General features: G+C 52.0%; 20 protein-coding genes. 12 read left to right on the top strand and 8 right to left on the bottom strand.

All coding sequences use genetic code 11. The annotated features are described in order from the left end of the window. Positions 1–54: 54 nt before the first annotated feature. Positions 55–939, top strand: a complete 885-nt coding sequence (locus T363_RS14290) for a C39 family peptidase (RefSeq protein WP_051643005.1) — start codon at positions 55–57, stop codon at positions 937–939. Here T363_RS14290 and T363_RS0101060 read toward each other — a convergent pair. The 3 genes from T363_RS0101060 to fliD are packed head-to-tail and all read right to left on the bottom strand — an operon-like array spanning position 936 to position 4249. Continuing rightward, positions 936–1307, bottom strand: a complete 372-nt coding sequence (locus tag T363_RS0101060; protein ID WP_031472389.1) for a hypothetical protein — start codon at positions 1305–1307, stop codon at positions 936–938. The two genes, T363_RS14290 and T363_RS0101060, sit on opposite strands and share 4 nt — an antisense overlap. Next, positions 1304–1675, bottom strand: a complete 372-nt coding sequence (gene fliS, locus T363_RS0101055) for a flagellar export chaperone FliS (protein ID WP_031472387.1) — start codon at positions 1673–1675, stop codon at positions 1304–1306. Before fliS ends, T363_RS0101060 begins: the two co-directional genes overlap by 4 nt. Before the next feature lie 21 nt (positions 1676–1696). Next, entirely contained in the window at positions 1697–4249 is a 2553-nt protein-coding gene (gene fliD / locus T363_RS0101050) for a flagellar filament capping protein FliD (RefSeq protein WP_031472385.1), read from the bottom strand. Positions 4250–4401: 152 nt separating this feature from the next. On the opposite strand from fliD, the gene T363_RS0101045 reads away from it, so the two are divergent. Both T363_RS0101045 and T363_RS14285 read left to right on the top strand, forming a co-directional pair. Beyond that, positions 4402–5172, top strand: a complete 771-nt coding sequence (locus T363_RS0101045; protein ID WP_031472383.1) for a ParA family protein — start codon at positions 4402–4404, stop codon at positions 5170–5172. 20 nt (positions 5173–5192) lie between these two features. Next, positions 5193–5999, top strand: a complete 807-nt coding sequence (locus T363_RS14285) for a late competence development ComFB family protein (protein WP_034971387.1) — start codon at positions 5193–5195, stop codon at positions 5997–5999. Positions 6000–6232: 233 nt separating this feature from the next. Here the strand turns inward: T363_RS14285 and T363_RS0101035 are convergent, their stop codons facing one another. The 5 genes from T363_RS0101035 to T363_RS0101015 all read right to left on the bottom strand — a co-directional run bounded on the left by T363_RS0101035 (position 6233) and on the right by T363_RS0101015 (position 16902). Further along, positions 6233–9310, bottom strand: a complete 3078-nt coding sequence (locus T363_RS0101035) for an EAL domain-containing protein (protein ID WP_031472381.1) — start codon at positions 9308–9310, stop codon at positions 6233–6235. A 359-nt stretch (positions 9311–9669) separates the two neighbouring features. After that, a complete protein-coding gene (locus T363_RS0101030) occupies positions 9670–14544 on the bottom strand; it encodes an S-layer homology domain-containing protein (RefSeq protein ID WP_051643004.1) in 4875 nt (1624 codons plus the stop codon). Positions 14545–14577: 33 nt separating this feature from the next. After that, positions 14578–15174 (bottom strand): PilZ domain-containing protein, encoded by a 597-nt coding sequence (locus tag T363_RS0101025; protein WP_031472377.1) that lies wholly within the window; start codon positions 15172–15174, stop codon positions 14578–14580. Continuing rightward, on the bottom strand, positions 15174–15497 hold the full coding sequence (locus T363_RS0101020) for an EscU/YscU/HrcU family type III secretion system export apparatus switch protein (RefSeq protein ID WP_051643003.1): 324 nt from the start codon (positions 15495–15497) through the stop codon (positions 15174–15176). The genes T363_RS0101025 and T363_RS0101020 overlap by 1 nt, the downstream gene beginning before the upstream one ends. Next, positions 15484–16902 carry a hypothetical protein gene (locus tag T363_RS0101015; RefSeq protein WP_031472373.1) on the bottom strand — a complete coding sequence of 473 codons (1419 nt, stop codon included), beginning with the start codon at positions 16900–16902 and terminating at the stop codon, positions 15484–15486. Before T363_RS0101015 ends, T363_RS0101020 begins: the two co-directional genes overlap by 14 nt. 122 nt (positions 16903–17024) lie before the next feature. On the opposite strand from T363_RS0101015, the gene T363_RS0101010 reads away from it, so the two are divergent. The 9 genes from T363_RS0101010 (at position 17025) to T363_RS0100970 (ending at position 26614) form a co-directional block, all read left to right on the top strand. Then, entirely contained in the window at positions 17025–19130 is a 2106-nt protein-coding gene (locus T363_RS0101010) for a chemotaxis protein CheA (RefSeq protein ID WP_031472371.1), read from the top strand. 28 nt (positions 19131–19158) lie between these two features. After that, positions 19159–19650: a chemotaxis protein CheW gene (locus T363_RS0101005; RefSeq protein WP_078096854.1), complete on the top strand. Its 492-nt coding sequence runs from the start codon at positions 19159–19161 to the stop codon at positions 19648–19650. A gap of 60 nt (positions 19651–19710) precedes the next feature. Continuing rightward, the gene (locus tag T363_RS0101000) at positions 19711–20520 is read left to right on the top strand and encodes a CheR family methyltransferase (protein ID WP_031472367.1); all 810 of its coding nucleotides are present in this window, start codon (positions 19711–19713) and stop codon (positions 20518–20520) included. 25 nt (positions 20521–20545) lie between these two features. Then, complete coding sequence (locus T363_RS0100995) at positions 20546–21580, top strand: protein-glutamate methylesterase/protein-glutamine glutaminase (RefSeq protein WP_031472365.1); 1035 nt, start codon at positions 20546–20548, stop codon at positions 21578–21580. A 132-nt stretch (positions 21581–21712) separates the two neighbouring features. Further along, positions 21713–22003, top strand: coding sequence for a flagellar biosynthesis anti-sigma factor FlgM (locus T363_RS0100990; protein ID WP_031472363.1), 291 nt, complete (start codon positions 21713–21715; stop codon positions 22001–22003). 5 nt (positions 22004–22008) lie between these two features. Beyond that, positions 22009–22476 carry a flagellar export chaperone FlgN gene (flgN, locus tag T363_RS0100985; RefSeq protein ID WP_031472361.1) on the top strand — a complete coding sequence of 156 codons (468 nt, stop codon included), beginning with the start codon at positions 22009–22011 and terminating at the stop codon, positions 22474–22476. Positions 22477–22502: 26 nt separating this feature from the next. Next, the gene (locus T363_RS14875) at positions 22503–24935 is read left to right on the top strand and encodes a flagellar hook-associated protein FlgK (RefSeq protein WP_051643002.1); all 2433 of its coding nucleotides are present in this window, start codon (positions 22503–22505) and stop codon (positions 24933–24935) included. A gap of 18 nt (positions 24936–24953) precedes the next feature. Continuing rightward, positions 24954–25979, top strand: coding sequence for a hypothetical protein (locus tag T363_RS0100975; protein WP_031472357.1), 1026 nt, complete (start codon positions 24954–24956; stop codon positions 25977–25979). Between the two features lie 32 nt (positions 25980–26011). Next, positions 26012–26614, top strand: coding sequence for a DUF6470 family protein (locus T363_RS0100970; RefSeq protein ID WP_031472355.1), 603 nt, complete (start codon positions 26012–26014; stop codon positions 26612–26614). Positions 26615–26625: the final 11 nt, after the last annotated feature.

Genomic DNA, 26625 nt, shown 5'->3' with positions numbered 1-26625 from the left:
CCGGGTTTATCTGCTATGATATCAAAACAGGATGACGATAAGGAGGCGGGCGGCATGAAAAAATTTAAAAAGCACAAGATCAGAAATACGGTTACCGTGCTCCTCCTCATGGTATGCTGCATTGGCGGCGCGGAGCTTGCAGTAGCCTATTGGCTGGATCGGCCGGTTTTTGACAAGCTCACAAAGCCGGTGATACAAAAAGCGGAACAACTGTGGCAACGCGGCAGTGAGGTGATCGCTGTCGGCCGGTTTTGGCTGGCTGACAAATTCGCGCAAATCACCCTTGCAGAGCAGGAACCGGTAGATCCGCAGAAAGCCAGCGATCCTATGCTGGCAGACGGCGGAGAGCCGATCACAGACCCATCCGTTACCGAGTTGACAAGACGGGAAGGGCAGGAGCTTTTGACCGGCGGCTTTATTTCGATTGCGTACTATGCACAAAGTGATGCGGCGTGGAAAGATAAAAGCTATGGAAACGATCCGATTGGCAGCTATGGATGCGGCCCAACGGTTATGGCAATGGCTGTGCAAAGCATGACCGGAACGAAAACTGATCCGGAAAAAATGTCTGCATGGTGTGCTGCACATGGCTATTGGGCGCCGAAGAGCGGTTCCTATCACTCAATCGTGCAGGGAGCGGCGGCTGCTTTTGGATTGGAATGCAATCCGGCAGGGGCGCTGAGCGCAGACGAGCTTCGCCTTCAGCTCTCCGGCGGCCGCATTGCGGTGGCGCTGATGAAAGCCGGACATTTCACAAGCGGCGGGCATTTTATCCTGCTGCGCGGTATAACGGTAGAAGGGAAGATCCTTGTAGCTGACCCCAATAGCCGCGCACGCAGTTTAGCTGCGTGGGATGCCCAGACTATCATAGATGAGCTGAGCGACAGCCGCAGCGCGGGAGCACCGCTGTGGTTCCTATCAAGGGCGGTGCAGGATTAGCCGCGTGTGGAAAGTCCCTGCTCGATCCGCTGGTTGAGCGGCAGAAGCCGGTCCAGCAGCTGGCGGTTTTGCGCTATCTGTCGCGCAAGCAGCTGCTCATCTTCATCGTTAGGCAGGCCCCCATCAAGGAGGGCCTGCCATTTTTGCTGTATATCGTTGGATAGGCTCGCACACAAGGTGTGCATAGCCTGATCTGAGTCCTGAAGCCGCAGAATCGTTTCTTGCCGCATGGTGAGCAGAAGTCCGAAAGAAGTGCGATCCCCGCGGTCCAGCGCTTCGCCAAGCTGCACGGTAAGCTCAAGCGTTTCACTTAAGGCAGTATACCGGCGGCGAAGCTGCGTCAAAAGCTGCTGTATCTGTGCGTTCATACACCGCCTTCTTTCTGAGCGGCGCGGAACGTATCGCGCAGGTCGGTCAGCCGCGGCTTTACCTCCGCCAGAACCTTGGTGTTGCGCCCAATTTTTACACGGGTCAGTTCATATGTGAAAAAATCATACAGGCGGTGCAGGTCATGGCTGATGGGATACTGCGGGTCAAGCGTATCGTCCAGATATTCGAGGATTTCGATACAGCGTGTGATGGACGCCTCGAAAAGCGCATAATCCTGCTTGCCTATGGCAAGCTCGGCGCGCGTAAGGCGCTTGATCAGTTCATCATACAACAACATCAGCAGCTCGCCGGGCGTCATTGTATTAACGGACTGTGCTTTATACTGTTCGTAGCCATGCATATCCATAGGCTTGTGTCATCCTTCCGGTCAATAGCCGCTCCCGCCTAAGCCGGCAAGATAGGAGCTCTGGGCATTCATTTGGCTGATCAGAACCTCCAGTCTGCTGAATTTGGCGGTGTAGGTATCGATCTGATCGGTCAATTTATCGGTGAGCTTATCAATCACATCGGTGATATCCTCAAGCTGGTTCTGGATGGAATTGTGCAGCAGGGAAAGGGGAGAATACTGCGAGCCTGCCTTTTCAATCAGGATGCCCTTGGTCGCGCCGGTGGTACCGGCATATTTGTCAAGCTGAACCTTCAGGCGGGCAATAACACCACCGGAGGACGTATCCTCCACCCAAGAGGTACTGCCGTCTGCGTTGGTAATTTGCTTTTGCCCCAAGGGATCAGCAAATGCACTGGCCACAGCGTCCGGATCGGTATCCAACGCTGCCCGCAGCTTGGTTTCATCCAAGCTGATTTTTCCCTTTTCTGCATAGTTGGTGGACACATTGATGCCCAGCTTGGCGAGGTCGGAATTCGAGAAGAGGAAGCGCAGACCGTTGGAGAGGGAGCCGAGGTCACCATCGTTAAACAGCAGACCCTGCTTGGCCTTTTTCTCGTATTCTTCGATTTGCTTTTCGGTCATATCCGCTTTTTGCTCATCGGTAAGCGGTTCATATTTTTTGCGGTAATCGGGCTGGGTGGAATATTGCTCATTGATCTCATCCAGCACCTTGTTGTAATCTTCAACAAAGCTCTTGATCGCGTCGACGATCTTATCGCTGTCCACCTTGGAGGTGAATGTAACGGCGTCAGTGTCCGTTTTTGTAAACGTGCCGCTGGCGGTAACGGTAAAGCCGTCAATGTTAAAGGTATTGGTGCCGCTGGTCAGTGTTTGTTCGACCCCGTTGATCATGGCAGTCATGGTGGCATCCTGCCCGGCGGTGCGCTTAATTTCGGTGCTCTCTACGAACGTACCACTGTTTTTATCAAATTTATATAACGTAGCGGTAGTTTGCTTGTTTGTATCTGTTCCATATTCAACGGCACCAAACAAACGGGCAGCTAGATTGTCTGTAGTACCGTCAGCCATTTTCTTGCTAATGGCTACGCGGCCGCCGGTACCGCCATGTGTAGCAGAAAATACAAACTGGTTTGCCGTTTTTGAATAGGTCACCTTGACGCCGGCAGCACTGTTTTTATTGATATCCTGCATAATGGTGTCGATTGTCGTATCGGCGGTATATTCGCCAATTTTTACACCATTGATCTCAAAGGCATATAAGTTATTACCCTGCGCGTCCTGTTTAATTTTTCCATTCTCATCTTTGACAGGCTTCATATTTGCCAATGTGTCGCCGCACAATTCCCCTAGGGTTTTGCTTGTGTTGACACGGTTGGATGCGCCGCGCTCAATGCCGAAAATGCCGCTTTTACCAACAACATGCAGAGAACCGGAGTCGATGGAGAGCGTATCCGTATTACTGGTGCTTGTAACAGAAAATTGGAGCCTGAGTTTATTGTCAGCGCTATTGAGATCATCCACCTTTACACGGTTGTGACCAAATGCCTGATTCAACTGCGTTTGCAAGTAATCTACCAGATTCGCATCAACGGTTTTGCCATTAGTCGGACTAAAAATTGCATTATATTCCTTTGAGTCCTTTTCCGGTATTTTGATGGTTGCCGTAGTGCCGTTATAGGTGAATTTCATGAAGGTGCCGGCCAAAACTTCACCGGCAGATTTGCGGGTAGTCAAATCCGTCTTTTCCACTACCTTAGAGGATTCAATTTTATCGGTTGCTGTCAGCTTGCTGCCGCCGGACAGATGCAGCGCATCCAGAACTTCCTGAGAAGAGCTGCCCAGCAGTTCGAGGGTGTTGGTTTCACCGGAGTCGGTAAACTGGAATGAAATTTTTCCATCAACAACCGAAGCCTTGACCTTGCTGTCCATTTTAATGCTGGTGCCATCGCTGAGCGAAATAGAGGCATTACCGAGCTGCTTGTTGATTTCGTCGGCAACATCCTGCGCGCTATTATATTCACGATCGCTGTCAAAAGTGATGGAAAAGGACTTGTTGCCGTATTTGAAGGAAAGCTGCTTGCCGGCCAGTTGGCTGACATCCACGGTCCCTGTTAGGTTCACATCTTTGGAGCCGCTGATGCTCTGGGCGTTGTTAAGACCGTTCAAACCGGTAAAGCTGATGGTTTCGGTTTGAGCCAGCTGGCTGACCCCTGTGATTTTGATATCGCTTGTTGTGCTGCCGGAGGCCGAAATCAAATCCTTATATTTGCCGGCTGTGGTGACAATGCTGGGCTTGAAGAAATTTGCGCTCATCAAATTGGTGGAGGAGGTATACGAGGTATACTTGGTGGAAAGCTGCACCAGTTTGTCGCTGATGCTGCGATAAGCCTCCTGCCGCCACAGCAGCTTTTGCTGCTTTTGCTGCTGCGCTGTAATTTTGTTTTTTGTGCCCATGACCATGTTTTCGATCATGGCTTCAGTATCCATGCCGCTGGCAAGGCCACTCAGCACGTTGCGGTTGCCGTAAAGGCTGGAGACACTGCTGCCGCCGCTTACACTGTTTACTGCCATAAAAAACACTCCTTTCCCCATAATGCGGGGGTATAATACAGTGAACAGGATCATGCAGAAAAAAATAAAAATCCCTATATTTTTATGTCGACGTATAGTATACTAAAATTAAGAGCGAAAAGCTTTTTTTTGAAGACAAAGGAGTGATTTCATTGGCGGAGATAATTGCAGTTACCAATCAGAAGGGCGGCGTGGGAAAAACCACGACTGCCGCAGCGCTGATTGCTACACTGGCGGAAAAGGGGAAGAGAGTCCTTGGCGTCGATTTGGACCCGCAGGGCAATCTTGGCTTCAGCCTCGGTATAGATATTGATAATGTACATACCCTGTATGAGGTGTTCAAAAAACAAATACCGGTGGAGCAGGCGCTGTGCACCACGGAGTATGGGGATATGCTTGCATCCAATATTCTTTTGTCCGGCGTGGAGTTGGAGTGCAACAAACCCGGGCGGGAGTATCTGCTTAAGACCGAGTTGTCCGCGTTGGCGGAAGATTACGACTATATCATCATCGATACGCCGCCCGCGCTGAACCTGCTGACAGTGAATGCTTATGTGTCGGCGGACAAGCTGGTTATTCCGATGGCGCCCGAGATCCTTAGTCTGCTTGGTGTGACCCAGATCAAGGAAACGATTGAAACGGTGCGGCAATATTATAATCCTCGTTTGAAGGTTATCGGTATTCTGCTTAACAAATTCAATGCACGGCTCAACCTGAATAAGGACGTTTTGGATCTGTCCCGGCAGATCGCAGAGCAGCTGGATACCAAGGTGTTTGAAACCAAAATAAGGCAGGGCGTGCTTGTAGCGGAATCGCCCGCACACGGGAAAAGTGTTGTGACCTATGCGCCGCGCTCGAAGCCGGCAATGGATTTTGTTGCGCTTGTGGAAGAAATATTACAGGAAGACGCGGCGGAGCAGTAACGTGGGAAAGGGGAAAAAACATGGCGGAAAAGCGCAGCAGTAAAACAGCTCGCGTGCTGAACCTGATCACGCATCAGGGGGGTGAAACGCCGGAGCAAATCACAGAGGAGGTGCGGCAGCCGGAGCCTGTACCACAGGAAGAGAAAAAAACGGTTAAGCGCAAGCCTGCAAAGGCATCTGCGCCCTCCCGCAAGCCGGCCGCACAGAAGAAAACAGAGGAACAGACTGCGTCGGAGCAGCAACCATCGGTTATGCCGGAACAGCAGGCATCGGCTGCGCCGGAGCGTATGGCACAGTCTGCGCCGCCGCCGGTCGTTCCTATCGTGCAGACCACCAAGGACCGGGAAAAGGCCTTGTCGGACGAGATCCGTGCCGGATTGTTACAGGCGCTGGAAGCAGAGACAGATACAACACCGGCACAAGCGGTGGCGGAAGAGACGTCTCCGGATGAAAATGCGGTTGACAATATGTTGTCAACGGAACCGGCGGAGCAGAAAACGATATGCTTTCCATCGCAAGGTGCAGAGGAGGAACACGCCCTCGTGACGCCGCATGGAGAAAAGGATGTTCAATATATTAACGTTCTGCAGGAGCTGGTGGAGGAGGAAGCGGCATACTATGTGGAGAATATGCTGCAATGCCGCTGTGCTCGTTGTGTGGCGGATATGAAAGCGCTGGCATTGACAAACCTGCCATCCAAATATGTTGTGCTGGACAGCAAAAAGCGTAATGCGATGATGAGCCTGTATGCAGCGCGGTATGACAATCTGCTGTCCGTCCAGATGATGCGCGCATGCGTGCTTGTGAATGAGAACCCTCATCATTAGGGCGCAGGGATAGACCTGTAGCTTATCGAAAAAGTGGGTGTCAGCAATACGCGCAGCGGCGCGTATAAAACAGCATTTGCAGCGCAAATGCATAAAAAGTCAGGACATGTGCCTGACTGTTTTCGTCTGTGTTTGGCGAAATCCAAACACAGATTGTCAAAAAACGAAGTTTTCGACAGTAAAAAGGGGTCGCAGCATAGCTGCGACCCCTTTTTACTGTCGGCGAATAGAGGTTAGTGGTTGGCTGTGCCCTCCGGTGTTTCAAGCAGATGAATAAGGGCATCCAAATCCATCGGCCGGTAGAAATAGAAACCTTGCATGAAATCACAGCCAGCCTGTCGGATCAGATTGAATTCTTCCTCGGTTTCCACGCCTTCTACACAGACCTGTTTGCCAAACCGGTGGCAGGAATAGATAAAGCTTGCCATAAAGTCCAGCTTCTGCTGGGAGGAGGAGATCCCACGGATTAGCGTTTGATCTAATTTAATCAGATCGGCCGGATGCTGCAAAAGCAAGGACAGGTTGGAATAGGCTGCGCCAAAGTTATCCAGAACAAAGGAAATGCCTATTTCCTTGCACTGCCGGATAAAGGTCTCCAAGCGCTCCGGTGCGCTGTCATGATGGGTTTCTGTCAGTGCTATCAGCAAGTTTCGAGCCGGAATATTGAACTGTTGAAGCGTCTGCCGGATATGAGGGAATAATCCGTCATCCAATAGTTGAAGATAGCTGATGTTGATGCAAAAGCGAAAGTCCGGCCGGAGGGAGAGGATATGCTGTGCTGCACGTGCCGTTTGGGTGATGACCCATTTGCCGACGGGAACAATTACACCCTGCTGTTCAAGCACGGTGATGCACTGGGAAAGCGAAACATTTTGCCCCTGCATACTCCAGCGCAGCAGGATCTCGCCGCCAAATATCTGCTGTGTAGCAGCCTCGACCTGCGGTTGGATAACAATATGGAAGCCCTTAAAGGCATGGTTGACACTGTAATTGAGAGCAAAGCCAAGACTGCTCTGTTCCCGTTGATTTTGTGTCATATGAGAGGAAAATTCCAGATAGTCCAGCGAAGGGAAATTGGCCGAAACGTTTGCTGCTACAATCGCATTGTCGATCAATTCCTGCGCGGTGGATCCGTCCTTGGGGTAATGCAGCACGCCTGCTGCACAGGGGTACATCATATGGATGCCGTGCTTGGCACAGACATCCAGCATGATATTGCGTATCTGCCGGATAGGAAGTGCAGGCACCATATCTTTATGGGAGAAAGCAAGGAAGTGGTTGTCGCTCAGGCGAAAAAAACGGAAGAACGTACCCATTTGTATTTCCAGTTGGCTGCCGATCTCCCGCAGAACCGCATCTCCCGTTTCGCGGCCGAAAGCAAGGTTGATGTCGGCAAGCGGTTGGAACACAAAGCTGAGCAGGAGCAGGGGGGAGCGGGAAGTGCTGCAAATGGCAGACAACTCCTCCTCTGCCGAGGACAAATTGAGAAGCCCGGTGGTCGAATCAACGGCGTCCTCGTTTTTCAGGCAGACCATGCTTCCGGAAAAGAAGAGCGGGCGGGTCATATCATCGTTCCATTTCATAATGCCGCGGCAATGGATCCACAGCAGCTGTCCCGACTTGTTGTAAATACGGTAGCGGATCGTATGGATCTGGCGCTTCTTTTCAATCATATCCTGCAGCTCGGCGATATGGAGCGCCTGATCCGGCTTGTATATCCGCTGCTCCAACAGGTCGACAAAGTTATATACAAGATTGTCTGTAAAATTGAATTCGTCCTTTAAGTTATCGGAAATAAAGTAGACATTTTTCTGCATATCACCACAATAAAGGTAGAATATGTTGTCTGCCATGGCGACGGACTGGAAAAATACCTCAGGATCAAAAAAATAGTTATGCAGGAAGTTCTGGAACGCGGTTTCCCGGGATGCTGCGCTGGCAGGCGGCATAGTGCTGCCGCGCGGCGGGGAATGGCGCGGCTGGCCGGTTGCAAGGTCGATGCGGCTGTAATATTCCCGTTTGTCCTGATACATCAGGGCGTCGGCCTCCTGTATCAGGGTATGGATATCCTGACTGGTATCCGCTGTCCACAGGCTGCCGATCGACAGCTCGCAGTTTCCTTTGGCCAGAAGCGTCCGCAACTGAGCAACACTCTGTTCAAAGTCCGGCTGCGGTGTATTATCGCATAAAACCAGAAATTCGTCACCGCCCATGCGATAGACCGGATGAGAGGGGAACGCTTTTTGCAGAATATGAAAAATACGCACAATCAGCTCGTCGCCGCTGTTATGTCCGAACAAATCGTTGATGTTTTTCAAACCGATCAGGTCACAGTAGACGAGGCCGATGGAATGCGGCGGACATCCATGGCGGATGTGGTCATTTAGTGCACGGCGATTCAGGGCGCCGGTCATCTGGTCGTACATGATGGAATTTTTGAAATAATGCAGCAGATCGCGCCGCTGCATGGTTATGATAATGAAAGGGGACAGCACCTTGCAGATATCGGCAAGAAAGCAGAGCTGCTGCGGCGGTGCGTTATCCAGACGCAGATAACCGCTGATTTGACCCTCCAGCAGCAGCGGCACAAGGAGAAGGGACTGGTCATCCCCGGTGAAGGCCTGATTGCAAAAAGCGGGAAGGTGGCTGTGCAGCTCCCGCCCACTGGAAAGAATCAAAGGTTCGGTGCTGTCGCGGCCGGGATATTGCTGCGAAAGGTACTGCTCCAAATCAAAGGGGAGTATCTGGGGTTGCGCAGGGGAGGAAGGCCAATGGTAAGTGCTTTGGAACCGATGCTCGTCCGGCACGCGCTCGTAAATGGAAAGCTGCAGGCCGGCTTGCTGCTGTCCGATATATTGCAGCATCAGGTTAAGGGATTCATCCGGATCATTCGAGGCAGCAAAGGCAAAAATCAGGCATTCGTTGATGAACGCTTCGTAATGCACGAACGCGTTGAAGCGATAGGTTTCCAGCTCACTCCTGTCCATATCAATGGCCAGTGTAACATGAAACCGGTGGCCGCTGCATTCGATCAGGCTGTCCTTGATGCGGAACGTATGTGCGGTAACGGGATTGCGGTATACCCATTCGGCGGTACCGTGTTTCAAAAGTGCGCTGTGCGTACAGAATGTGCATGGCTCATGTGTATACTGTATAACCTCGTAGCAGGGGCGTCCCTGATAGTCCGCGTCTGAAGAAAATCCATACAGCTCCCGTGCGTGGCGGTTGAGATAAACCAGTTCGTGCGTATCAATATCACTGACATAGACAAGGTCGCTGAAATGCTCGAAGTATTCCCAAGGAGCCTGCATAGCTACCCCTCCTTATATGCGGAAAATATATATAGTATATCGGCAGAAGTGCGTACGATATAATGGAAAACATATGGAAAAAAAGGAAGCCTGAGGGCTTCCTTTTTTTCTGTTGAAAGCATTTTGCCGATGGCTGCCAGCAATACGCGCGGCAGCGCGCATCAAACAGCATTTGCAGTGCAAATGCATAAAAGCTGGGGGCGTGTACCTCAGCTTTTATACTTTGAGAGAGAAAAAGTTTCTGCACAGGAACTTTTTTCTCGTTCATGTTTGGCGCAGTCCAAACATAGATTGTCGGAAAAACCTAGTTTTTCGACAGTCACAAAAAGGAAGCCCGAGGGCTTCCTTTTTGCTGTGTGTTACGGATTGGTTTCCGAGGTGGTTCCGTCAGAAAGAACGAATTCTACCTTGTTGGCGCCGTCTTCTTCAATGGGGTTCCCGTCAGAATCCCTTTTATATTGCAGGGTAAAGGTGATGGAACCGTCGGTTCGCATGTAGCCGGACTTATTGGAGAAGTAGCCGCCATTCCCTTTTCCGTTTGTCGGCGTGATCGTGAAAGAATTACCGACAACAAAATTATTGAACTGAACACCTATTGACCGGGTGGGGTTCAGGTTGGACACACGCACATATTCTACAGAATTCGCAGGGAAAAGGTCGGTCGTTCCTCTATCTGGTGTGGGAATGTAGGCCTCCGGTTGGGGCATATCGGGACTACCGCCACCGTACACATAAAGCTCGGTATCGAAGTTGATGGTAACCGTTCCGTTATACCAATTCTTTTTGGTGCTGTAGGTGGAGGTTGTGTTCATTGATTTTACCAGTGGACCGCTGCGGTTCACCTTCTGTATGTTTTTCACTACACGGAACACGGGCAGACCGCCCAACTCATTTTTAGCAGCAACAATGAACAAGTATTTAGTCGGTTCAGGCTTCAGCAGATTTTTATCAATCACGGTTTTGGGGGTGTCCTTATCGCTGAAATTCCGCTCTGCGCCATTCTGGTCAGGGGCAGGGGAAGCGTTGCTGCCGCCCTGCATGATCTCCCACAAGGCCTCCTTGAAAGCGGTAGAGTTGTTATAGCCGCCAGTTGGCGTATCAGAGGACCACTCGTCGAACGCATCGCTCTCCATCATTTCCAGAGCAGTGTGTGTTTGGCCGTTGCTGTCGATCTGGGTGGTAAACAGCGGGGGATAGCCAGTCTGCGTTGCCTGCGGATAGAGCAGCCAATGCACTTCCGCTTCGACACTGGTTTGACCCTTGGCGGGCTTGACGGAAAAGGTTGCCTGCCCATCACCGGTGGAGTTGGCAATCAGCACGGGGGGAACCACATCGCTGGTGTTAAAGGTGTAGCACCAAACCGGAGAGGGATCCTTGTACGAACCCTTCAGAACAAAATAGATATAGTACTCCTGATTGGGCTGGAGATCTTCAACGGTAAAACTGCCCCGACCCGTGCCGCCATAATGAACCTTGCCGGTTTGATATCCGTTGGCTGGGGTGTAATTGGATGGATTCATAATGTTCTGGGTCGTGGGGGCGGTGATGCCCTGCTCTTCACGCTTCCCGGGTTCCTTCAATGCCTGCTCTGCCTCGGTATCGTTTTGGAACTTGCCGATGTCAATGATAAGATTTGGGGTATTCGTTTCGGGCTTCAGCCGGTTGACAGGGGCAACAACGTAATATACGTCCGCCTCGCGATCGAGCATGTAATCGACGCGTGTCAGGGAATCGCCGGGGGTCACACGGGGATAACCCTGCATGAACTGGGGGGCATTCTGGTTAACGCGGCGCACATCGATCGTGAAATCGGATGGGTTGCCGATCGAGGCCAGCTTCTTCTGTTGGATCACATAGCTGTCCCAGAAGGACTGTTCGACGATTCCACCGGAAGTCAGGTTTTGCAGATCGTTGGGACTGCCTGCAACGCAGTACATATACAGGTTAACGGTCGCATCCCACTTGTTACGATCCCTGTCCAGATTGATGGACGTAAATTCGACCGCGTATTCATATCCCTTGACCAATTGATTGAGCTGCGGATAGTCAGTAGGCTCAAGCCCCTTGGCACGGTTCAGGCTGGCTGCTGTCCACTTCTCTGCGGGTGTTTTGTTGATGGTAAATTCTACGGGACCCTTTTTATCTGTGACTACCTCCCAAGCAGGATTTTCGGCAGACAGGTCGCGACGATACAGCTTGAACGAAATTGTGGTATCCGAGGCAATCAGCAGATCATATTTTGTCCCATCGGGAACATTTTCCGTGGAATTGGCATAGGGGATCATGGAGAACGAGGCTTCAACTCCCGCGGGGTTGAGCTTATCAATATCCGCGGCGGTGTATTGCAATTTGTTAAAGTCCACCTGTGCATCCAAAACACGGAACTCCTTGGATTTGGTATTGGCCGGCATTACGTTGTTGGAGGAATCCGTGATGTTGTTTAGCACAAACTGGTAGGTCGCGCCGCTCTGCAGCTTCAGCGCGGCGTTGGCAAAGGTAACCTCGGTCTGGCCTTCCTCATTGAGCTTGACGGTGATATTTTCACGGCCGTCAGCGCCGAGATTAAGATCCTGCTTGCGCTGGTCGGTGGGATTATCCAGATTGTGGAATTCAAACATCCCTTTGATAATATCGATCCACTGCACCTTAGTCTGATTCTTATCGCCGGCAAGCGTAAATTCGTTTTTGCCCGAAGCATACATTTCGACCAGAGACATTTTTGCCTGACTGTTATAAATGTCCTCGCTGAACACAAGGGTAACATCGGTGTTGGCCAGCGGCCTACCCTCGTCATTGGCCTGAGAGAAGCGCAGTTCGACCAGCTCCGGCCTGCTGTTGTCCAGCGTTTTTGCATTCAGGATGGATTTGATTTCGGACAGATTGCCCGCGGTATCTTCCGCGACAAAGTAGATATCGTAGGCGGTTTCCGCGTCAAGCCCGCTCATGTTGAAGGAGGAAACCGCGTCCTGCTTCGCGCTGAACGAGCCGCTTTTAAGCGCATACATACCGCCCTTGATCTGCAGCTTTTTGTCGATTTCCTGCGCTTCCTCGTCCAGCTCGGGGTTGGACTGCGGATAATTCTCGGTGCCGTGCTTAACGATTGCCCAGTATACCTTGCCTGCTTCGTTAATCATGGATTCGCCGGTCAGCGCCTTGGCGTCGATTTTGCTGATGCGGGGATAGTTGGTGCGGAAAATAGGGGGGGTGCGGTCGGCGGTTTTTACCGATACCTTTTTAACCGCCGAATCGTTAATGGTATCGGTCAGGAAGAAGTATGCGTCATACTCGGTTACCTCGGCAAGCGCGTCCTTGGCGTGCTTATCCTTGTTGCCCATCAGGATGTTGTCTTCCTCGCTGCGGATCAGCTTGCCTTTCCCGGAGGAGATGGCGCCGCTGAGCGAACCATCCTTAAAATCATTCGCAGTGGGGGCGGGCATTCCCTTTTTATAGATCGCCCAGTAAAGGGTGCAGGTTTTTGTTGCCGCCACGTCAAAGGCAATATAGGTGTCCTCAATCGTGCTGGTCTTGGGATAGCCGGAGGCAAAATTGGGCTTGCTGTTGTCCGGCGTGGTAAAATACACGCTCTTGACCGTGCTGCGGTCGTCGCGCGCGTCCACCAGCACAGCAGAAAGGACATAGGAGGCGCCGGGCTGCAGGCCGGTAATTTTCTGCGAAAGAACATCGTTGGCGTCCTTGACGGACAGATTGCCGCTTTTTACAATTTTTCCTCCGTAGGAGGGCGGCTTAATCAGATCGTTGGCGTCGAACGCGCCGTCTCCGCTCAGGCGGACAGCCCAGTACAGCTTGCCGGGCTTGTTCGTCATAAAGGAGGCCTCGGTCTGGTTGGGGGCAACATCCGACAGACGGGGATAGCCGCTCAGGATGCGCGGCTTGTCTGACATTTGATCCGCCATCGTGCTGTCCATGATGGTGCCGTTGATATTGGCGGTGATGCCGGGGCGGATAATGATGGTATCGGGCAGCATTTCTACCGTACAGCCCGGTGCATTGACGTGCAGGGTGCCGATGTCGCCCTTGCCGGTCACGGTGGTGCCGGTATCTAAGTTCATCTGCTCTACAACAGCGCCCTGTGCGATTGTGACCTTGGAACCGACTGCGTTTTCATCTACGGTCAGCTTTTCCACTGTGCCGCTGCCGACATTGATGGTCGACTTGGGCGACATGGTCACGACCTCGTGCATATTTCCGGCCAGATCAAGCTGCGTGCCTTCCTCGCCGTCCACCTCGACATAAGCAAAGCCGTGGCGGCCGGTCGATTTTCCCTCCAGATAAGTATTGGTCCGAATGTAGACCCTGTCGATATCGGTGTTGCCAACCGTTCGGATGGTGACATACTGGTTGGTCGGGCTGTCAACGATCATCTCGGGGGCGGTGCAGTTTTTCAGGATGATGCTCGCGTCACCCTTGTTGCTTTCACCGGCACCGCTGGCAATGATTTGCCCGTAAACTGTGACGTTGTTGAGCGTGACATAGCCAAGACCTACGCCGGGGGTGATATAAAGATCGCCGGTGACCGTCATGTTTTCCAGCGTTACGCCGGAGGCGGAAACCATCAAGTTGCCGGAAACGCTGTTGGAATACGTACCGGCGGACTGGATCGGCGTGCCGATAACGTTAACCAGCATGGAGGCAACTTCGCCGCGCGTAATGCGGTTGCGCGGACGGAAAGTTCCGTCCACATAACCGTTCAGAACGCCCTTTTTAGCCGCGGCCTTAATATAGCCGCGGCTCCAACTGCTGGCTTTGCGGCTGTCGGTAAACGACAGATCCTCGCCGGACTGGGGCTGCAGCATCAGGTTGCGGCAGAGCATGGTCGCGGCTTCCTCGCGGGTCAGCGTGGCATGCGGCGAGGCTGTAGAATTAGAAGTGCCTTGAAAATAACCGGCGGTATAGGCCATGCTGATGTCGTCATAAAACCAGTCGGCTGGCCGAACGTCGCGGAACGGATGCGTGCCGGTTTTATGATAGCCGAACGTGCGGTTAAGCATGGTGGCAAATTCAGCGCGTGTAATGGCACGGCCGGGATCCAGATTGCCGTGCTGGTCACCGCGCATAATATCCCAGGATACGAGCTTATTTAGGTAAACGTCCTCCCAACCGGCCTGGGCGGGCGGTGTGGTTAACGGCAGCATGCCGAGCAGAAGGGCTGCGCATAAGGACAGCGCACATACTCGTTTGGCGATGCGGGTCATATGTGATATAAAATGGCTCATTTGTGTAATCACCTCTGCGTTTAATAGAAAGGTCTAGTGGGTGGTATTGGTTTTGTGGTGCAGGTCGTATTCAAAGATACCCTCCTGCAGCAGGGCTTCTTCTTGGGGAAGAAGGTCGGAAAAGGCGCAGGCATATAATTGCTGCTCCTCGGAAATAACACGGATCACCTGTGCGTTCAGCAGCAGGGGCGGGGAGGAAAACGGAATTGCGATCTCAAAGCAGAAGCCGGTGGTGAGTGGCCGGCTGGTGTACAGAGATATTCCGCCGCAGCTTACATCGTGTGTGATGACAGGCAGACGGATCGAATCCCCCGAAAGTGGATACAGGTAGGTGCGGAGCATGATAGGGATACGCAGATGCCGGCGCAGATGCGGGCCGATATGCTCCTCGGCCGTAAAATAAAGATTGGTATCTTGTATTCCGGTGACTCGGCCGCGCCATGCCGCAAAGTTTTCTGAATTGAGGCTGAGGATGTTGATGGCAGGCAGTGCGGACAAGTCACAGGTCGGCGTGGAGGTTAGTTCGAAAACCTTTTGCTGACCTTTCTGTTCCATCAGGATGGCGCTGGCCAGTGTTTGATGATCATCGCCGAGGATGATAAAGCGTTTTTCTGGCTGTGGATGATACATTATACGTCTCCTCCTTTAGAAGGCCCGGTGTTTGCAGCGGGGACGCGGGGCTTTTCCGGCGCCTCCGGATCAAAATGCAGGAAGTAAACATAAATATCAACAATAAACTGGTAAAGTGATTCGGGGATGGGCTGACCGAGGGCAAGCTGGGAAAGCATAGTGGCAAGGGAAGCGTCCTCATAAACAGGCACGCCGTTTTCCGAGGCGATTTCTACCATGCGTTCTGCAAGGTAGCCCATGCCGGAAGCAACCACGATCGGAGCCGGCGCCCCGTCTTCATACTGTAGGGCAACAGCCTTGCGGCTTTGATCATATTGTGACATTAACGCTGTTCATCCTTTCGAGTATCTTAGGGAACGCCTGAGTCAGTGTAACGCGCCGTGCAGAGGGGGAGGCACGGATGGCCTCCGGATTCAGACCGGCACTTGCTGCCATTTTCGCCAGTTTAGTCTCAAAAATATCGGTAAAAGGTGTCAGATTGGGTGGACAGAAGAGTTCTGCACCAACCGAATCATCCTGATAAGTAATCAGAAGGTCGAAGCCGCCGAGCTCCTGTATGTCAAACTTGAGCAGCAGCCGTATAGGGGCAGGCCCGGCGCCGGACGCACCCGCCGGCTTTTCAGCATCTGCGTCCACCCACAACTCGGAGAACATCGCACGTCCATCCATAGCGGCGGGGATAATGGCATGGGCAAGCGGCATAAAAACACTTTGATTGACAAGAACGGAACGCATCAGTTCCTGCATGGCCTGCTGCTGCGCTGTGCTGCCTTCTCCCCGCATGGCGCGGGAAGAGAGCGCGGCCAGCTGATCCAAAAGTGTGGTGGTCGCTTCATCCGGCGGAGCGGTATGCGCGCGCAGCATTTGCAGAATATCCTCTTGACTCATTTCGCCAAACGCTTTTTTGACCGGTGTGTAGCTGAAAAGCTGGTAGAACGATTGCAGCACATTTTGCGGGGAACCGTTTTCATATTGTGCGATGGTGGGAAGCAGCATACTCAAAAGATTACGGGCGATGCCGCGGTCATGCATTTGGGAGACATAGTCAGACATATAAGGGAGAATGGTGCCCTGAAGCAGGGAGAGCGCCCCGGCGCGGTCGCCCTGGGACAGCAGTGCGTCCAGCTGCGCAAGCTGTCCGTCCAGCGCACCGCTGAAGCGTTTCGGCATGAACCATGACATTTGTTGGATGGTGCGTGTCAAGCTGCGCTCAATATGCCCGGTGGAGGCGAAGTCGCTGAACTTTCGCAGAAACTGGGCAACGTCCTCCTTCATGGCAGCGGAGGGATTGGTCTGAAGCGCTTTGCGCAAGACATCGAAAAGCGGTCCGCGGAAGCGCTGCCCGGAGGAAAGTTGGCCTTTCAGCAGGGCGAGAAGCTGCTCCGGACTGAGCTGCAGAGCCTGCATAAGACGTGCCAGCGCGGCGCTGATCTCGGACGTTTCGGCTCCGGATGCGCCTAGGCTGCCGGCCAGAAGCTGGTAGATGCTGTCGGAAACTGAGCCGAAAGCGCTAAGATCCTGCAAAAATGCCTGAAAATAAGAATCAAAGCGCCGCGGCAGCCCGGAGCTGGCTGTATCCTGCCGGTCGGTGCGCTGGTCGGCACGGCTGATGCGCGACGGATCGGGTATGTTTTTAATCTGTGTATCGTTCGGTGTGATAGGAGAACGATAACCGGTATTGTTCTCCTGCCCGGGGACAGGGTTTGTCACACTGGTGATGTTTGGCATAGGGCTACACTCCGTTCATCCGTAGAAAAATTTATCCAATCTATTAATTGGGAGCTATATCCGGTCGATTTATAAATTATAACTACTGTTATTGTAATTTTGGAAAGGATGGCATGGGATTTATGGCGAACAGTGGCGACAGCGTTCTGGAAATGTATTTGTATGAAACGAATACGTTGCTCGAGCAGCTCGATAATATTATGCTTGCCGCAGAGCAGGCAGATACGCTATCACAGGATGATGTAAACGAGATCTTCCGCATTATGCATACATTGAAAGGCTCGGCGGCAATGATGGAGTATGAGCCTTTGATGACCATTGCGCACCGTATTGAGGATTTATTCTACCTGATTCGAGAAAATACGATGGATACTGTTCCGGAGCAGGATCGACCGAAGTTGTTCGACCTGCTGTTCCAGTCGATCGATTATTTTCGGAATGAAGTTGGCAAAATTGAAAAGGGAGACCCCCTCTCTACAAATATCGACCGCTTTGTTGAAACAATTAACATGTTTATCGACAAAATTAAAAACGACGGACAGGCTGCCGGGAGCAGCGGGGAAGCACCTGCGGCAGATCAAGCAGCGGTACAGGAAGGCTGCGCCGCTTTGGTAGAAAACGCGCCGGCCGGCTATCCGTTTGCGCTGCGGGTGTTTCTGGATGAGGGCTGCGGGATGGAAAACCTGCGTGCATTCATGATCGTAAGCGATGTTCGTGACAGCGGCGCGCAGTTTCTTTACGAACCGGAGGATCTGGAAAGCAATACGGCTCGTTCGCCGGAGATTGCGGAAAACGGCTTTACAATGTATTTCGCAGCGGAGAATGAACGTAAGGCGGCTCTTCCGCTGATCTCTAATCTGGGCTTTGTGAAAACCTATCAGGAAATCGATGCAGCTCCTGCGCCCGAAACGCAGAAGGATGAAAAACAGGAACCGGTGGCGGAAGCTGCCGAACCGGCCGAGCCGCAAAAGGCAATGCCTGCGGCGGGGGGCGAAACGGCATCCGGCAAGGGCGGCGGACACCAGATCAGACAAAGCCTGATCAGTGTCAATCTGTCCAAGCTGGATCAGCTGATGGCCGTAGTGGGAGAAATCGTCATTACGGAAACGATGGTGACCGCGTCGCCGGATCTGCGCGGAATCGAGGATGCCAAGCTGGATAATTTTTATAAATCCGCCCGCCAGCTGCGCAAACTGACAGATGAGCTGCAGGATATTTCGATGTCGCTGCGCATGGTTCCGGTATCGGGAACTTTCCAGAAAATGCGCCGGATTGTTCGGGACATGGGGCAGAAGCTGGGCCGCAAGGCGCAGCTGAATATCATCGGAGAGGATACCGAGATTGATAAGACGATTGTAGACGCGATCAGCGACCCGATTATGCATATTGTGCGCAATTCCATGGATCACGGCATCGAGCCGGATGAGCAGATGCGAATTGACGCGGGTAAGGATCCTGTGGGGGAAATTACCCTGTCTGCACAGAATACGGGAAGCGAAGTTATCATTAAAATTGAAGATGACGGGATGGGCGTGGATTGCGATGCTGTGCTGCGTAAAGCGCTTCAGCAGGGGCTGGCCAGCCCGGATGTGGAATACAGCCAGCGCGAGATCATGAACTTCCTGATGATGCCGGGCTTTTCGACCAATCAGGAGGTAACGGAATTCTCCGGCCGCGGCGTTGGTATGGATGTTGTGAAAAAGAATGTGGAAACGGTCGGCGGTGTAGTAACGATGTCCAGCGAAAAGGGGAAGGGGAGCTGCACTACCCTCAAAATCCCGCTCACTACCGCGATTATGGACGGCATGGAGGTGCGGGTTGGCGAATCCATTTTCACAATCCCGATCCAAAACATACGGCAGTCCTTCAAAGTTACGGAAAAGGACATTATCCATGATGCGATGCAGGGCGAGATCATCAATAAAATGGGAGAATTCTATCCCGTGGTGCGCTTGTATGATGTTTACGGGATAGAGCCGCAGTCAACCTCGATCAGTGACGGAATCCTTGTATGGGTGGAGAGCAGTGAAAATTCCTGCTGCCTGTTTGTGGATGAGCTGCTGGGCAAACAGCAGGTTGTCATCAAACCGCTTCCGTCGTACCTGAACAATTTTAAGATAAAGGATGCGGGGATCGCCGGCTGCACCATTTTGGGCGACGGTAATATCAGTCTGATTTTGGATGTGACCAACCTGATGGGCTTTATCAGCGGAAACGCAGGATATTGACATGGAAAGCATAAAAGGAGAGAATGCAATGTCTGATGAAAATATGATGTTTGCAACCGAGGAAATGCAGCGGGCGGCAGCCGAGTCCGCGGAGGACAACACGGCAGAAATAGCGATGCGCAAATTCCTGACGTTTCGAACGGATAACCTGTTGTTCGGCGTGGATGCAGAAAATGTGGTGGAGATCATTACAAACCACGTGATCACACAGGTGCCCATGGTGCCGACCTATGTACGCGGCATCATTAACCTGCGCGGGCAGACAATTCCGCTGATGGATATGCGGCTCCGCCTTTCGGCCGAGCCCAGAGACAACGACTGCATTATCGTACTGAACCTGAATGAAATGCCGATCGGCATACTGGTCGATACGGTTTGCCAAATTATTGATATCCCGGTGGATACCATCCTGCCGGTACCGGTACATAACGCACAGAAATATGTTTCGGGTATGACAACCATGCCGGATGGGACGGGTACTATGCTGGTTCTGGACTGCGAGCTTTTGCTGGCCGAATAGGCAGAGCACATCCGTGACTGCGGATAATATAAAAATTATTGCTAAGAGGTAGTCGATATTATGCTGCAGCTGTCAGATGCAGATTTTCAGCGGCTGGTAACGTTTATGCGTGACCGCTATGGAATCAATCTTTCACAGAAGCGGCTGCTGATTAACAGCCGCCTGTCCGCGGCCCTGCAGGCAAAAGGGTACACGGATTTTACCAAGTTTGTTGATGAACTGCTGTCAGGGAAGGATGCGGCGCAAGTTGAATTTATCCTGAACAAACTTACGACCAATTATACTTACTTCATGCGCGAAAAGGAGCACTTTACGTTTTTTAACGAGGTAATATTGCCTGACCTTATTAAGAGGAATGAACGGAAAAAGATGCTGTCCATATGGAGTGCAGGGTGTTCAACGGGAGAGGAACCGTATACCATCTCCATGTGCATCAAGGATTTTTTGGGACCGCAGGCAGGACGGTGGGATACGCGCGTGTTGGCAACGGATATTTCACCGCGTGTTCTGAGTGAGGCGGCGGATCCTTCTTATGAGATGCCGACCGACATCCCGCCGGAATGGCAGCGGCGCTATTTTCGAAAAAAGACGGACGGGAGCGAGCTATACACCGTTACGCCGGAGATACGGCGCAATGTTATCTTCCGCGTGTTCAATCTGATGGATCCCATTCGCTTCCGAATCAAGTTTGACGTTATTTTCTGCCGGAACGTTATGATTTATTTCGATCAGGCAACAAAGGACGCGCTTGTGCAGCGTTTCTATCACGCGACCAATCCGGGAGGATATTTTTTAATTGGTCATTCGGAGAATATCAGCAAAAACAGCCCGTACCGAATGCTCCGCCCGGCGACATTCCGCAAGGAGTGACAGCAGTGAAAGGAGGAATGCTGTAATGCAGAGCATTAAAAAAAAGATACGAGTAATGATTGTTGACGACTCGCTTCTGGCCCGGCGCATTATCCGGGATGGCCTGTCCGCATACAGCAACATGGAGATAGTCGGGGAGGCAGGAAATGCTGCGGAGGCACGGGCGAAGCTGCCGCTGCTCCGGCCGGATGTGATGACACTGGACGTGGAAATGCCGGGAATGAATGGGATTGACTTTGTAAAAAGCCTGTTGCCACAACATCCTGTACCGATCATTCTGGTGTCCTCCCTGAACCTGCGCGTATTTGATGCAATGGCAGTTGGTGCGGTTGATTTTGTTCGAAAGCCGGAAACGGTTGGGGCAAACCAGCGTTTTATAGAAGCGCTCGCCAATAAAATTGTTGTGGCCTCCTGTGCGCGGATACGCCGCAGCCAAATGGCTGCAGCACCGGCTGTGGGACGGTTGCCGCTTATGGCACAGGGCGTAAAAGAGACGATTATTGCAATCGGAGCATCTACCGGTGGAACTGAGGCAACGCTTGAGGTGATCAAACGCCTGCCGGCTGATACGCCGGGGATTGTGGTGGTGCAGCATATGCCGCCGGGCTTCACAAAAATGTATGCCGACCGCTTGGATAAAATATGTGCGATGAAGGTAAAGGAAGCGGAAAACGGTGACGCGATTGAACGCGGCCGCGTATTGATTGCGCCAGGTGATAAACAGATGCGTGTCGTCAGAACAGGAAACCGGTACACGGTTTCCTGCCAGTTTGGAGAAAAAGTGAGCGGACACTGCCCGTCTGTGGACGTGCTGTTCCACTCGGTGGCACAGAGCGTCCGCTGCCGCACGGTAGGTATTATCCTGACCGGTATGGGGCGGGACGGTGCGGATGGGCTGCTGGATATGAGGCGGCATGGTGCTTATACGATCGGGCAGGATAAGGAATCCAGTGTGGTTTACGGGATGCCTATGGTAGCGCATGATATTGGTGCGGTGGTACAACAAGCCGCCTGCGAAAATATTGCGGCTGTCCTGCTTCGTCATCTGAACAATGCATAGGAACGTGCACAAAAAGTAAAATAAGCGACAGGTTTTTTTGCAGCCTGCCGCTTATTTTTTTGCGGTAATGACCGATATTTGATATAGCAAGTAATCCATCGACTTGCGTGTGCTGAAAAGGAGCTGACCATAATGATGATTCCCAAAACGGGAGGCTTGTCCCCATTGGCAATACACCGGCCGCAGACAGAAGAAAATGAAAGCCAGCGCGCGGGCACTGCGCAATTCGACCGGGTGGAGCTGACCTCGTCGCAATATACGGAAGAGCAGCGCTTTGCGCATAAACTTGCGGGACGCATCGCGCAGGAAGTGCGGACGTACCGATGCGAAACGCTTCCGGAGCTGCAGGAGCAGGTTCAGAAGGGCGTTTACCAATATGATATTGATGAGCTGGCAGCTCGTATCATGCTGTTTGGAGGATGACAGAAATGATGAATACAGGAATGGAAGAGCTGCCGGAGCTGTTGGATCGTCTGACGGCGATTTTAGGCGAGTTGACCGCTGTGCAGAAGGATGTTGCAGCCTCTGTTCATGAGGATGACCTGATGCGTCTGGGCGAGTGCATGAAAAAAGAGCAGGCGTTATCGCTTAGTTTGCGCAATATTGACCAGAAGCGGATCAGCCTGCAACAGCAAATGGGATTGGAAAAAATAACGCTGTCCGGTTTGCCGCAGCAGATAGATTCCGCAGAACTGCGTGAAAAGGTAAAAGATGCGGCAGAACGGTTGTCCGCACAATACCGGATTATGCAAAGCGCGGCCGAGGTGGCCCGCTCGGCGCTGGAATGCAGCCTGCATCAGGTGGAAAATATGATTGCCGGGCTTGGGCTTGATCCGGAGCATGTGAAAGATCATACCATAACAACGAACGGAGCACATACAGATTTCCGTGCATAAAGGAAGAAACGGAGGAGACAAGCGCAATGGCTACTTTTGGTGAGTTTACTGTGGCGCGTTTGGGCATGATTGCAAGCCAAATGGCGCTGAATGTCACAGGTCACAATATTTCTAATATCAATACGCAGGGTTATACCCGTCAAAGACTGGATCAATACAGCTTTATCACAAGCGGATCGGGGCTGTACCATTCCCAAAATTCTGCTTCGGTTGGCTCGGGTGTTATGCTGGCTGGCGTTTCCCAGCTGCGCGATCCGTTTTTGGATATCCGGTTCCGGAAGGAGATGTCGAGCGTCGGCTCAGCCGGCGCAACACTCAATGGGCTGGATCAGCTGGAGAGCGTGATCAATGATGTAAACAAGACCGGCATCACCACCCAGATTCAGGATCTGCTGGGAAAGCTGAATGACCTGAATGACCATGTGGGCGAAAAAGAATTTGACTCGCTGGTACGCAGTTCGGCGGAAGCGCTGTGCCAGCTGCTCAATACAAGCGCCAAGAATTTGCAGACTGTATTTGAGAATGTATACAATCAATACAAACAAGATGTACAGCAAGCCGACAATATCCTGAAAAAATTGCAGGAGCTGAACGAGGAGATCCGCCGTTCGGATATTAACGGGGATCCGGCGCTTGAACTGCGCGATCAACGGAATATGCTGATCGATCAGCTTTCCGAATATATGAAAATTGATGTAACTTACAGCAAGGAAAACCTTGGAGCAGGCTTTTCGGTCGAAAAACTCACCATTAAAATGGTGGATAATAAGACGAATAAGCCCGGGGCCACGCTGATTGACGGCATTTATCGTGCAGATTTGTCGATCAAGCAAAAAGTGGATGGCAATGGCGACCCAATGGTGGATGCGGACGGCAAACCGGTGCTGGATGACTTGCTGCGGCTGTCCATCAGCGAGCTGCACGACTCTACCTATCAGACGCAGGTGTCCAACACGAATTCTCAGTTCCAGCTTCAAGGGCTGGATTTTAGAAAGAACGCACCGGGCGGACAGCAGACGGTCAATATCACTTACAAGGACAAGGATGGCAAGGAACATACCGTACCTGTCGATTTCACGGTGGCGAAGCCAGCGGATGATACCCCGGAAGAGGTTGCGAAAGCGCGTGAAACGACACTGTCTAATCTGGCAGATGCCCTAAATAAAAATACTACGCTGAAAGACCTGTTCACAGCTAAGGCGACCTCGAACGGGCTTGTCATGACTTCGACAGGCACAGGCGCTCAGGCCGCCGTCGTAACGGAGATGAAGCTGGGTGCTGGCGGCACCGGCATTACTTTGGGGGATACCAAGTCGATCGCCGCTGTACCGGCCAATACGACGACTGTGGACGAGGGGCACGGATATGGTGCGCTGGAATCCACCCGCCAGATGCTGACCGGTGCAGGCGAGTTCCGCACGGACGGCGGCGATAAGTCGATTCGTGGGATACCGTATTATCAGAAATCGCTGGACGCTTTGGCAAACAAGTTTGCAACCGAGATGAACCGGATCAATACCACCCGCCCGGATGGCACATCTTTCTCGGATCCTGGCGCAAATGGAGAGATAGCGCAGGATCAGGCGGGCAACCTGTTTACGGCAGAGGGAGATGATCCGAAAAAACCGAATACTGTGATTACCGCAGGGAATATTTCCATTTCAAGCGCATGGAAGAGCGGCGAGACACAAGTTGTGGCTTCGGTTTCGGGTAATCCGGTGCAGGGTACGATGAATGATAACATCAACCGGCTGATCAATGTATTTGAGGCAGGCTATACCTTCCGGCCAAGCGATATCGTCCGCACGAATAATACGGCCTTTACAACCGGAGAGCCGAAGCAGGATAACGCACTTGCGCCGGGAACGGACCTGACTGCACATATTACTTATATTGATGGCATGAATCAGGAGCATACGGTGGAGGTCAAGTTCCAAGCTGGCGCAACAGCAGAAGAGACTCAGACTAACTTGGCGAAGGCTTTGCAGGGGAATGCGGATGTAAATAAGATTTTTACGGTGACTGATGATGGGACAACGATCACCTTCGATGATAAGGCGGTTGTCCCGGATGGTTCGCTGTGCAATCTGGTGACGGATATTTCCTTTACGGATGCGAAAGGTAATGAAACCGACAAATTTTCCCTTGGCGACGGTAAGATTGGCGGAATTGTTTCCGGAGATCCGATTTACAAGGGCAATCTGGAAGGCTGTTACGCTAATATGGAAGGCGTGCTGGGTGCACATAAGAATACAACCAACACCATTTATGAAACCTATGCCGCAGCTGCGGATGGCATCAATACCAGCAGGGACAGCGTTGCCGGTGTCGATCTGAACGAGGAAGGCATGAACCTGCTGCAATATCAAAAGTCATTTGCAGCTGCCTGCCGTCTGATGACGGCGCTGGATGAAGCGATGGATAAAGTAATTAACGGCATGGGCATTGTTGGCCGCTGATAGAAAGGAGTTATAGTGATGTTTCGGGTTACAACAAACGGTACGCTTCGTACCTATCGGGGAAACTTGGCGAAAGCAAGCTGGAACCAGTACTATGCGATGAACACTGTTTTGACAGGCCGTCGGTTCAACTCCTTTTCGGAAGATCCGGCGTTGGCGGCGCAGTCGTTCCGTGTGCATGCGGCCTCTGCGCGTAATGATTTTCAGAAAAAAACCAGCGAATCCGCGATCCACAAATTTGAGTCGGCGCAGGCGAGCCTGCAGAAAATCGCAGATCAGTATAATACGGCGCTCGATCAGGCCGAGCAGGGCGTGGACGGTTCTAAATCAAGCGCCCGTGCGGAAATTGGAAAAACCATGCTGAATACTGCGGAAGGCATGGTTAAAACGCTGAACGCCAAGTATGGCGACAAGTTTGTGTTTGCCGGCGCAAATGGCGCGGAGGCTCCGTTTGAACTGAAGGATGGAAAGCTGTATTTCCGCGGGATAGATATGGCGACAAAGGATCCGGATGAGCTGAAGAAGCTGGAAGAGTGGAGCAAGGAGTCTACCTTTGTGGATATAGGCTTGGGCCTGCAGCTGGATGAGAATGAACAGGTCATTTCTTCCACCGCATTCAATACGGCGATTTCCGGTGCGGGGCTGTTGGGCTTCGGCACTTATAAGGATGGTTCGCCCAAGGATATTATTTCGCTGACAGCCCAGATGGGGCAGCTTCTGGTAGACTCGGCAGCTGATGGAAGCGATAAGATGAATGCGGCAGATCAGGAAAAGGCAAACGCGCTGTTTGATAAGATGCAGGAGTCCTATTCCGAGTTTAACTCCAACCGGGCGGAGCTGGATACGAAAGCCCAGTTTTTGAAGTCGAATGACGCCCGCCTGACCTCTACCGGGGATACGCTTACAGAGCAATATGAGTCGCTTGACAGAGTGGACCTGGCGGATGCGTTGAGCACATTTGTGTATGCGCAGTACAGCTACAATGCCGCGCTGCGGGTTGGCAACAATGTGCTGTCGCAATCGTTTATTGACTATATGTCTTAATATGGGTACGGACAAAAGAGGTGTACAGCGCTATGGAACGGCTGATAGAGATTAAAAATGTTCCGATCGAATTGGAAATGAAGGTAAACCATGCGCGGCTGGAATACAAAAGGTCGCAAGTGGATTTGGAGATTTCACGCAGCGAGGGCGGTCTGCAAATACGCAGCAAGCCCATCCGGCTGAACTTGGATACGTTTGAAGCGCGTAATTCCATCACACCAACCGCAATGCGCAGTATTGAACAGGCAGCACAAAAAGGGCGCGAACAGGTTTATGAAACAACAGGCACCTATGCGAGGCACGGAAAATTGCTGCTTCAGGCAAAAATTGGTGAGCAGTTGATTACGCAGTTTGCGATGGAATCCCAGCAGGTCAATACGGATGTTGCTATGACATTTCTGCCCAGCACAGGCCCGGATATTTCTTGGGATGCCGGAGAGTTGAATATTCGCTATGAGATGGATAAGCTGAATTTTGACTGGCGCATTGGAAATGGTGATGTGGAATTTATACCGGGTAATATTGAATTTACCGTAACGCAGCGTCCGGACGTGATTATCAAATATATTGGCGGGCCGGTCTATGTGCCGCCGTCGGCGGAGCCGGGATACAAGCCGTTGGATGAAACGGTTTAACGAAGGAGACT

The organism is Agathobaculum desmolans ATCC 43058, assembly GCF_000701665.1.
Lineage (GTDB): Bacteria > Bacillota > Clostridia > Oscillospirales > Butyricicoccaceae > Agathobaculum > Agathobaculum desmolans.
This window is presented reverse-complemented; position numbering and strand designations above follow the sequence as displayed.

Excerpts from the sequence above, each read along its gene's own strand:
- T363_RS0101015 (WP_031472373.1), bottom strand. The coding sequence starts at position 16,902 with ATGCCAAACATCACCAGTGTGACAAACCCTGTCCCCGGGCAGGAGAAC.
- T363_RS0100970 (WP_031472355.1), top strand. The coding sequence starts at position 26,012 with ATGGAACGGCTGATAGAGATTAAAAATGTTCCGATCGAATTGGAAATG.
- T363_RS0101000 (WP_031472367.1), top strand. The coding sequence starts at position 19,711 with ATGCTGCAGCTGTCAGATGCAGATTTTCAGCGGCTGGTAACGTTTATG.
- T363_RS14875 (WP_051643002.1), top strand. The coding sequence starts at position 22,503 with ATGGCTACTTTTGGTGAGTTTACTGTGGCGCGTTTGGGCATGATTGCA.
- T363_RS0101005 (WP_078096854.1), top strand. The coding sequence starts at position 19,159 with ATGTCTGATGAAAATATGATGTTTGCAACCGAGGAAATGCAGCGGGCG.
- T363_RS0101035 (WP_031472381.1), bottom strand. The coding sequence starts at position 9,310 with ATGCAGGCTCCTTGGGAATACTTCGAGCATTTCAGCGACCTTGTCTAT.
- T363_RS0101020 (WP_051643003.1), bottom strand. The coding sequence starts at position 15,497 with ATGTCACAATATGATCAAAGCCGCAAGGCTGTTGCCCTACAGTATGAA.
- T363_RS0101025 (WP_031472377.1), bottom strand. The coding sequence starts at position 15,174 with ATGTATCATCCACAGCCAGAAAAACGCTTTATCATCCTCGGCGATGAT.
- T363_RS14290 (WP_051643005.1), top strand. The coding sequence starts at position 55 with ATGAAAAAATTTAAAAAGCACAAGATCAGAAATACGGTTACCGTGCTC.
- T363_RS0100975 (WP_031472357.1), top strand. The coding sequence starts at position 24,954 with ATGTTTCGGGTTACAACAAACGGTACGCTTCGTACCTATCGGGGAAAC.
- T363_RS0100995 (WP_031472365.1), top strand. The coding sequence starts at position 20,546 with ATGCAGAGCATTAAAAAAAAGATACGAGTAATGATTGTTGACGACTCG.
- T363_RS0101010 (WP_031472371.1), top strand. The coding sequence starts at position 17,025 with ATGGCGAACAGTGGCGACAGCGTTCTGGAAATGTATTTGTATGAAACG.
- flgN (WP_031472361.1), top strand. The coding sequence starts at position 22,009 with ATGATGAATACAGGAATGGAAGAGCTGCCGGAGCTGTTGGATCGTCTG.
- T363_RS0101030 (WP_051643004.1), bottom strand. The coding sequence starts at position 14,544 with ATGAGCCATTTTATATCACATATGACCCGCATCGCCAAACGAGTATGT.
- T363_RS0100990 (WP_031472363.1), top strand. The coding sequence starts at position 21,713 with ATGATGATTCCCAAAACGGGAGGCTTGTCCCCATTGGCAATACACCGG.
- fliD (WP_031472385.1), bottom strand. The coding sequence starts at position 4,249 with ATGGCAGTAAACAGTGTAAGCGGCGGCAGCAGTGTCTCCAGCCTTTAC.
- T363_RS14285 (WP_034971387.1), top strand. The coding sequence starts at position 5,193 with ATGGCGGAAAAGCGCAGCAGTAAAACAGCTCGCGTGCTGAACCTGATC.
- fliS (WP_031472387.1), bottom strand. The coding sequence starts at position 1,675 with ATGGATATGCATGGCTACGAACAGTATAAAGCACAGTCCGTTAATACA.
- T363_RS0101060 (WP_031472389.1), bottom strand. The coding sequence starts at position 1,307 with ATGAACGCACAGATACAGCAGCTTTTGACGCAGCTTCGCCGCCGGTAT.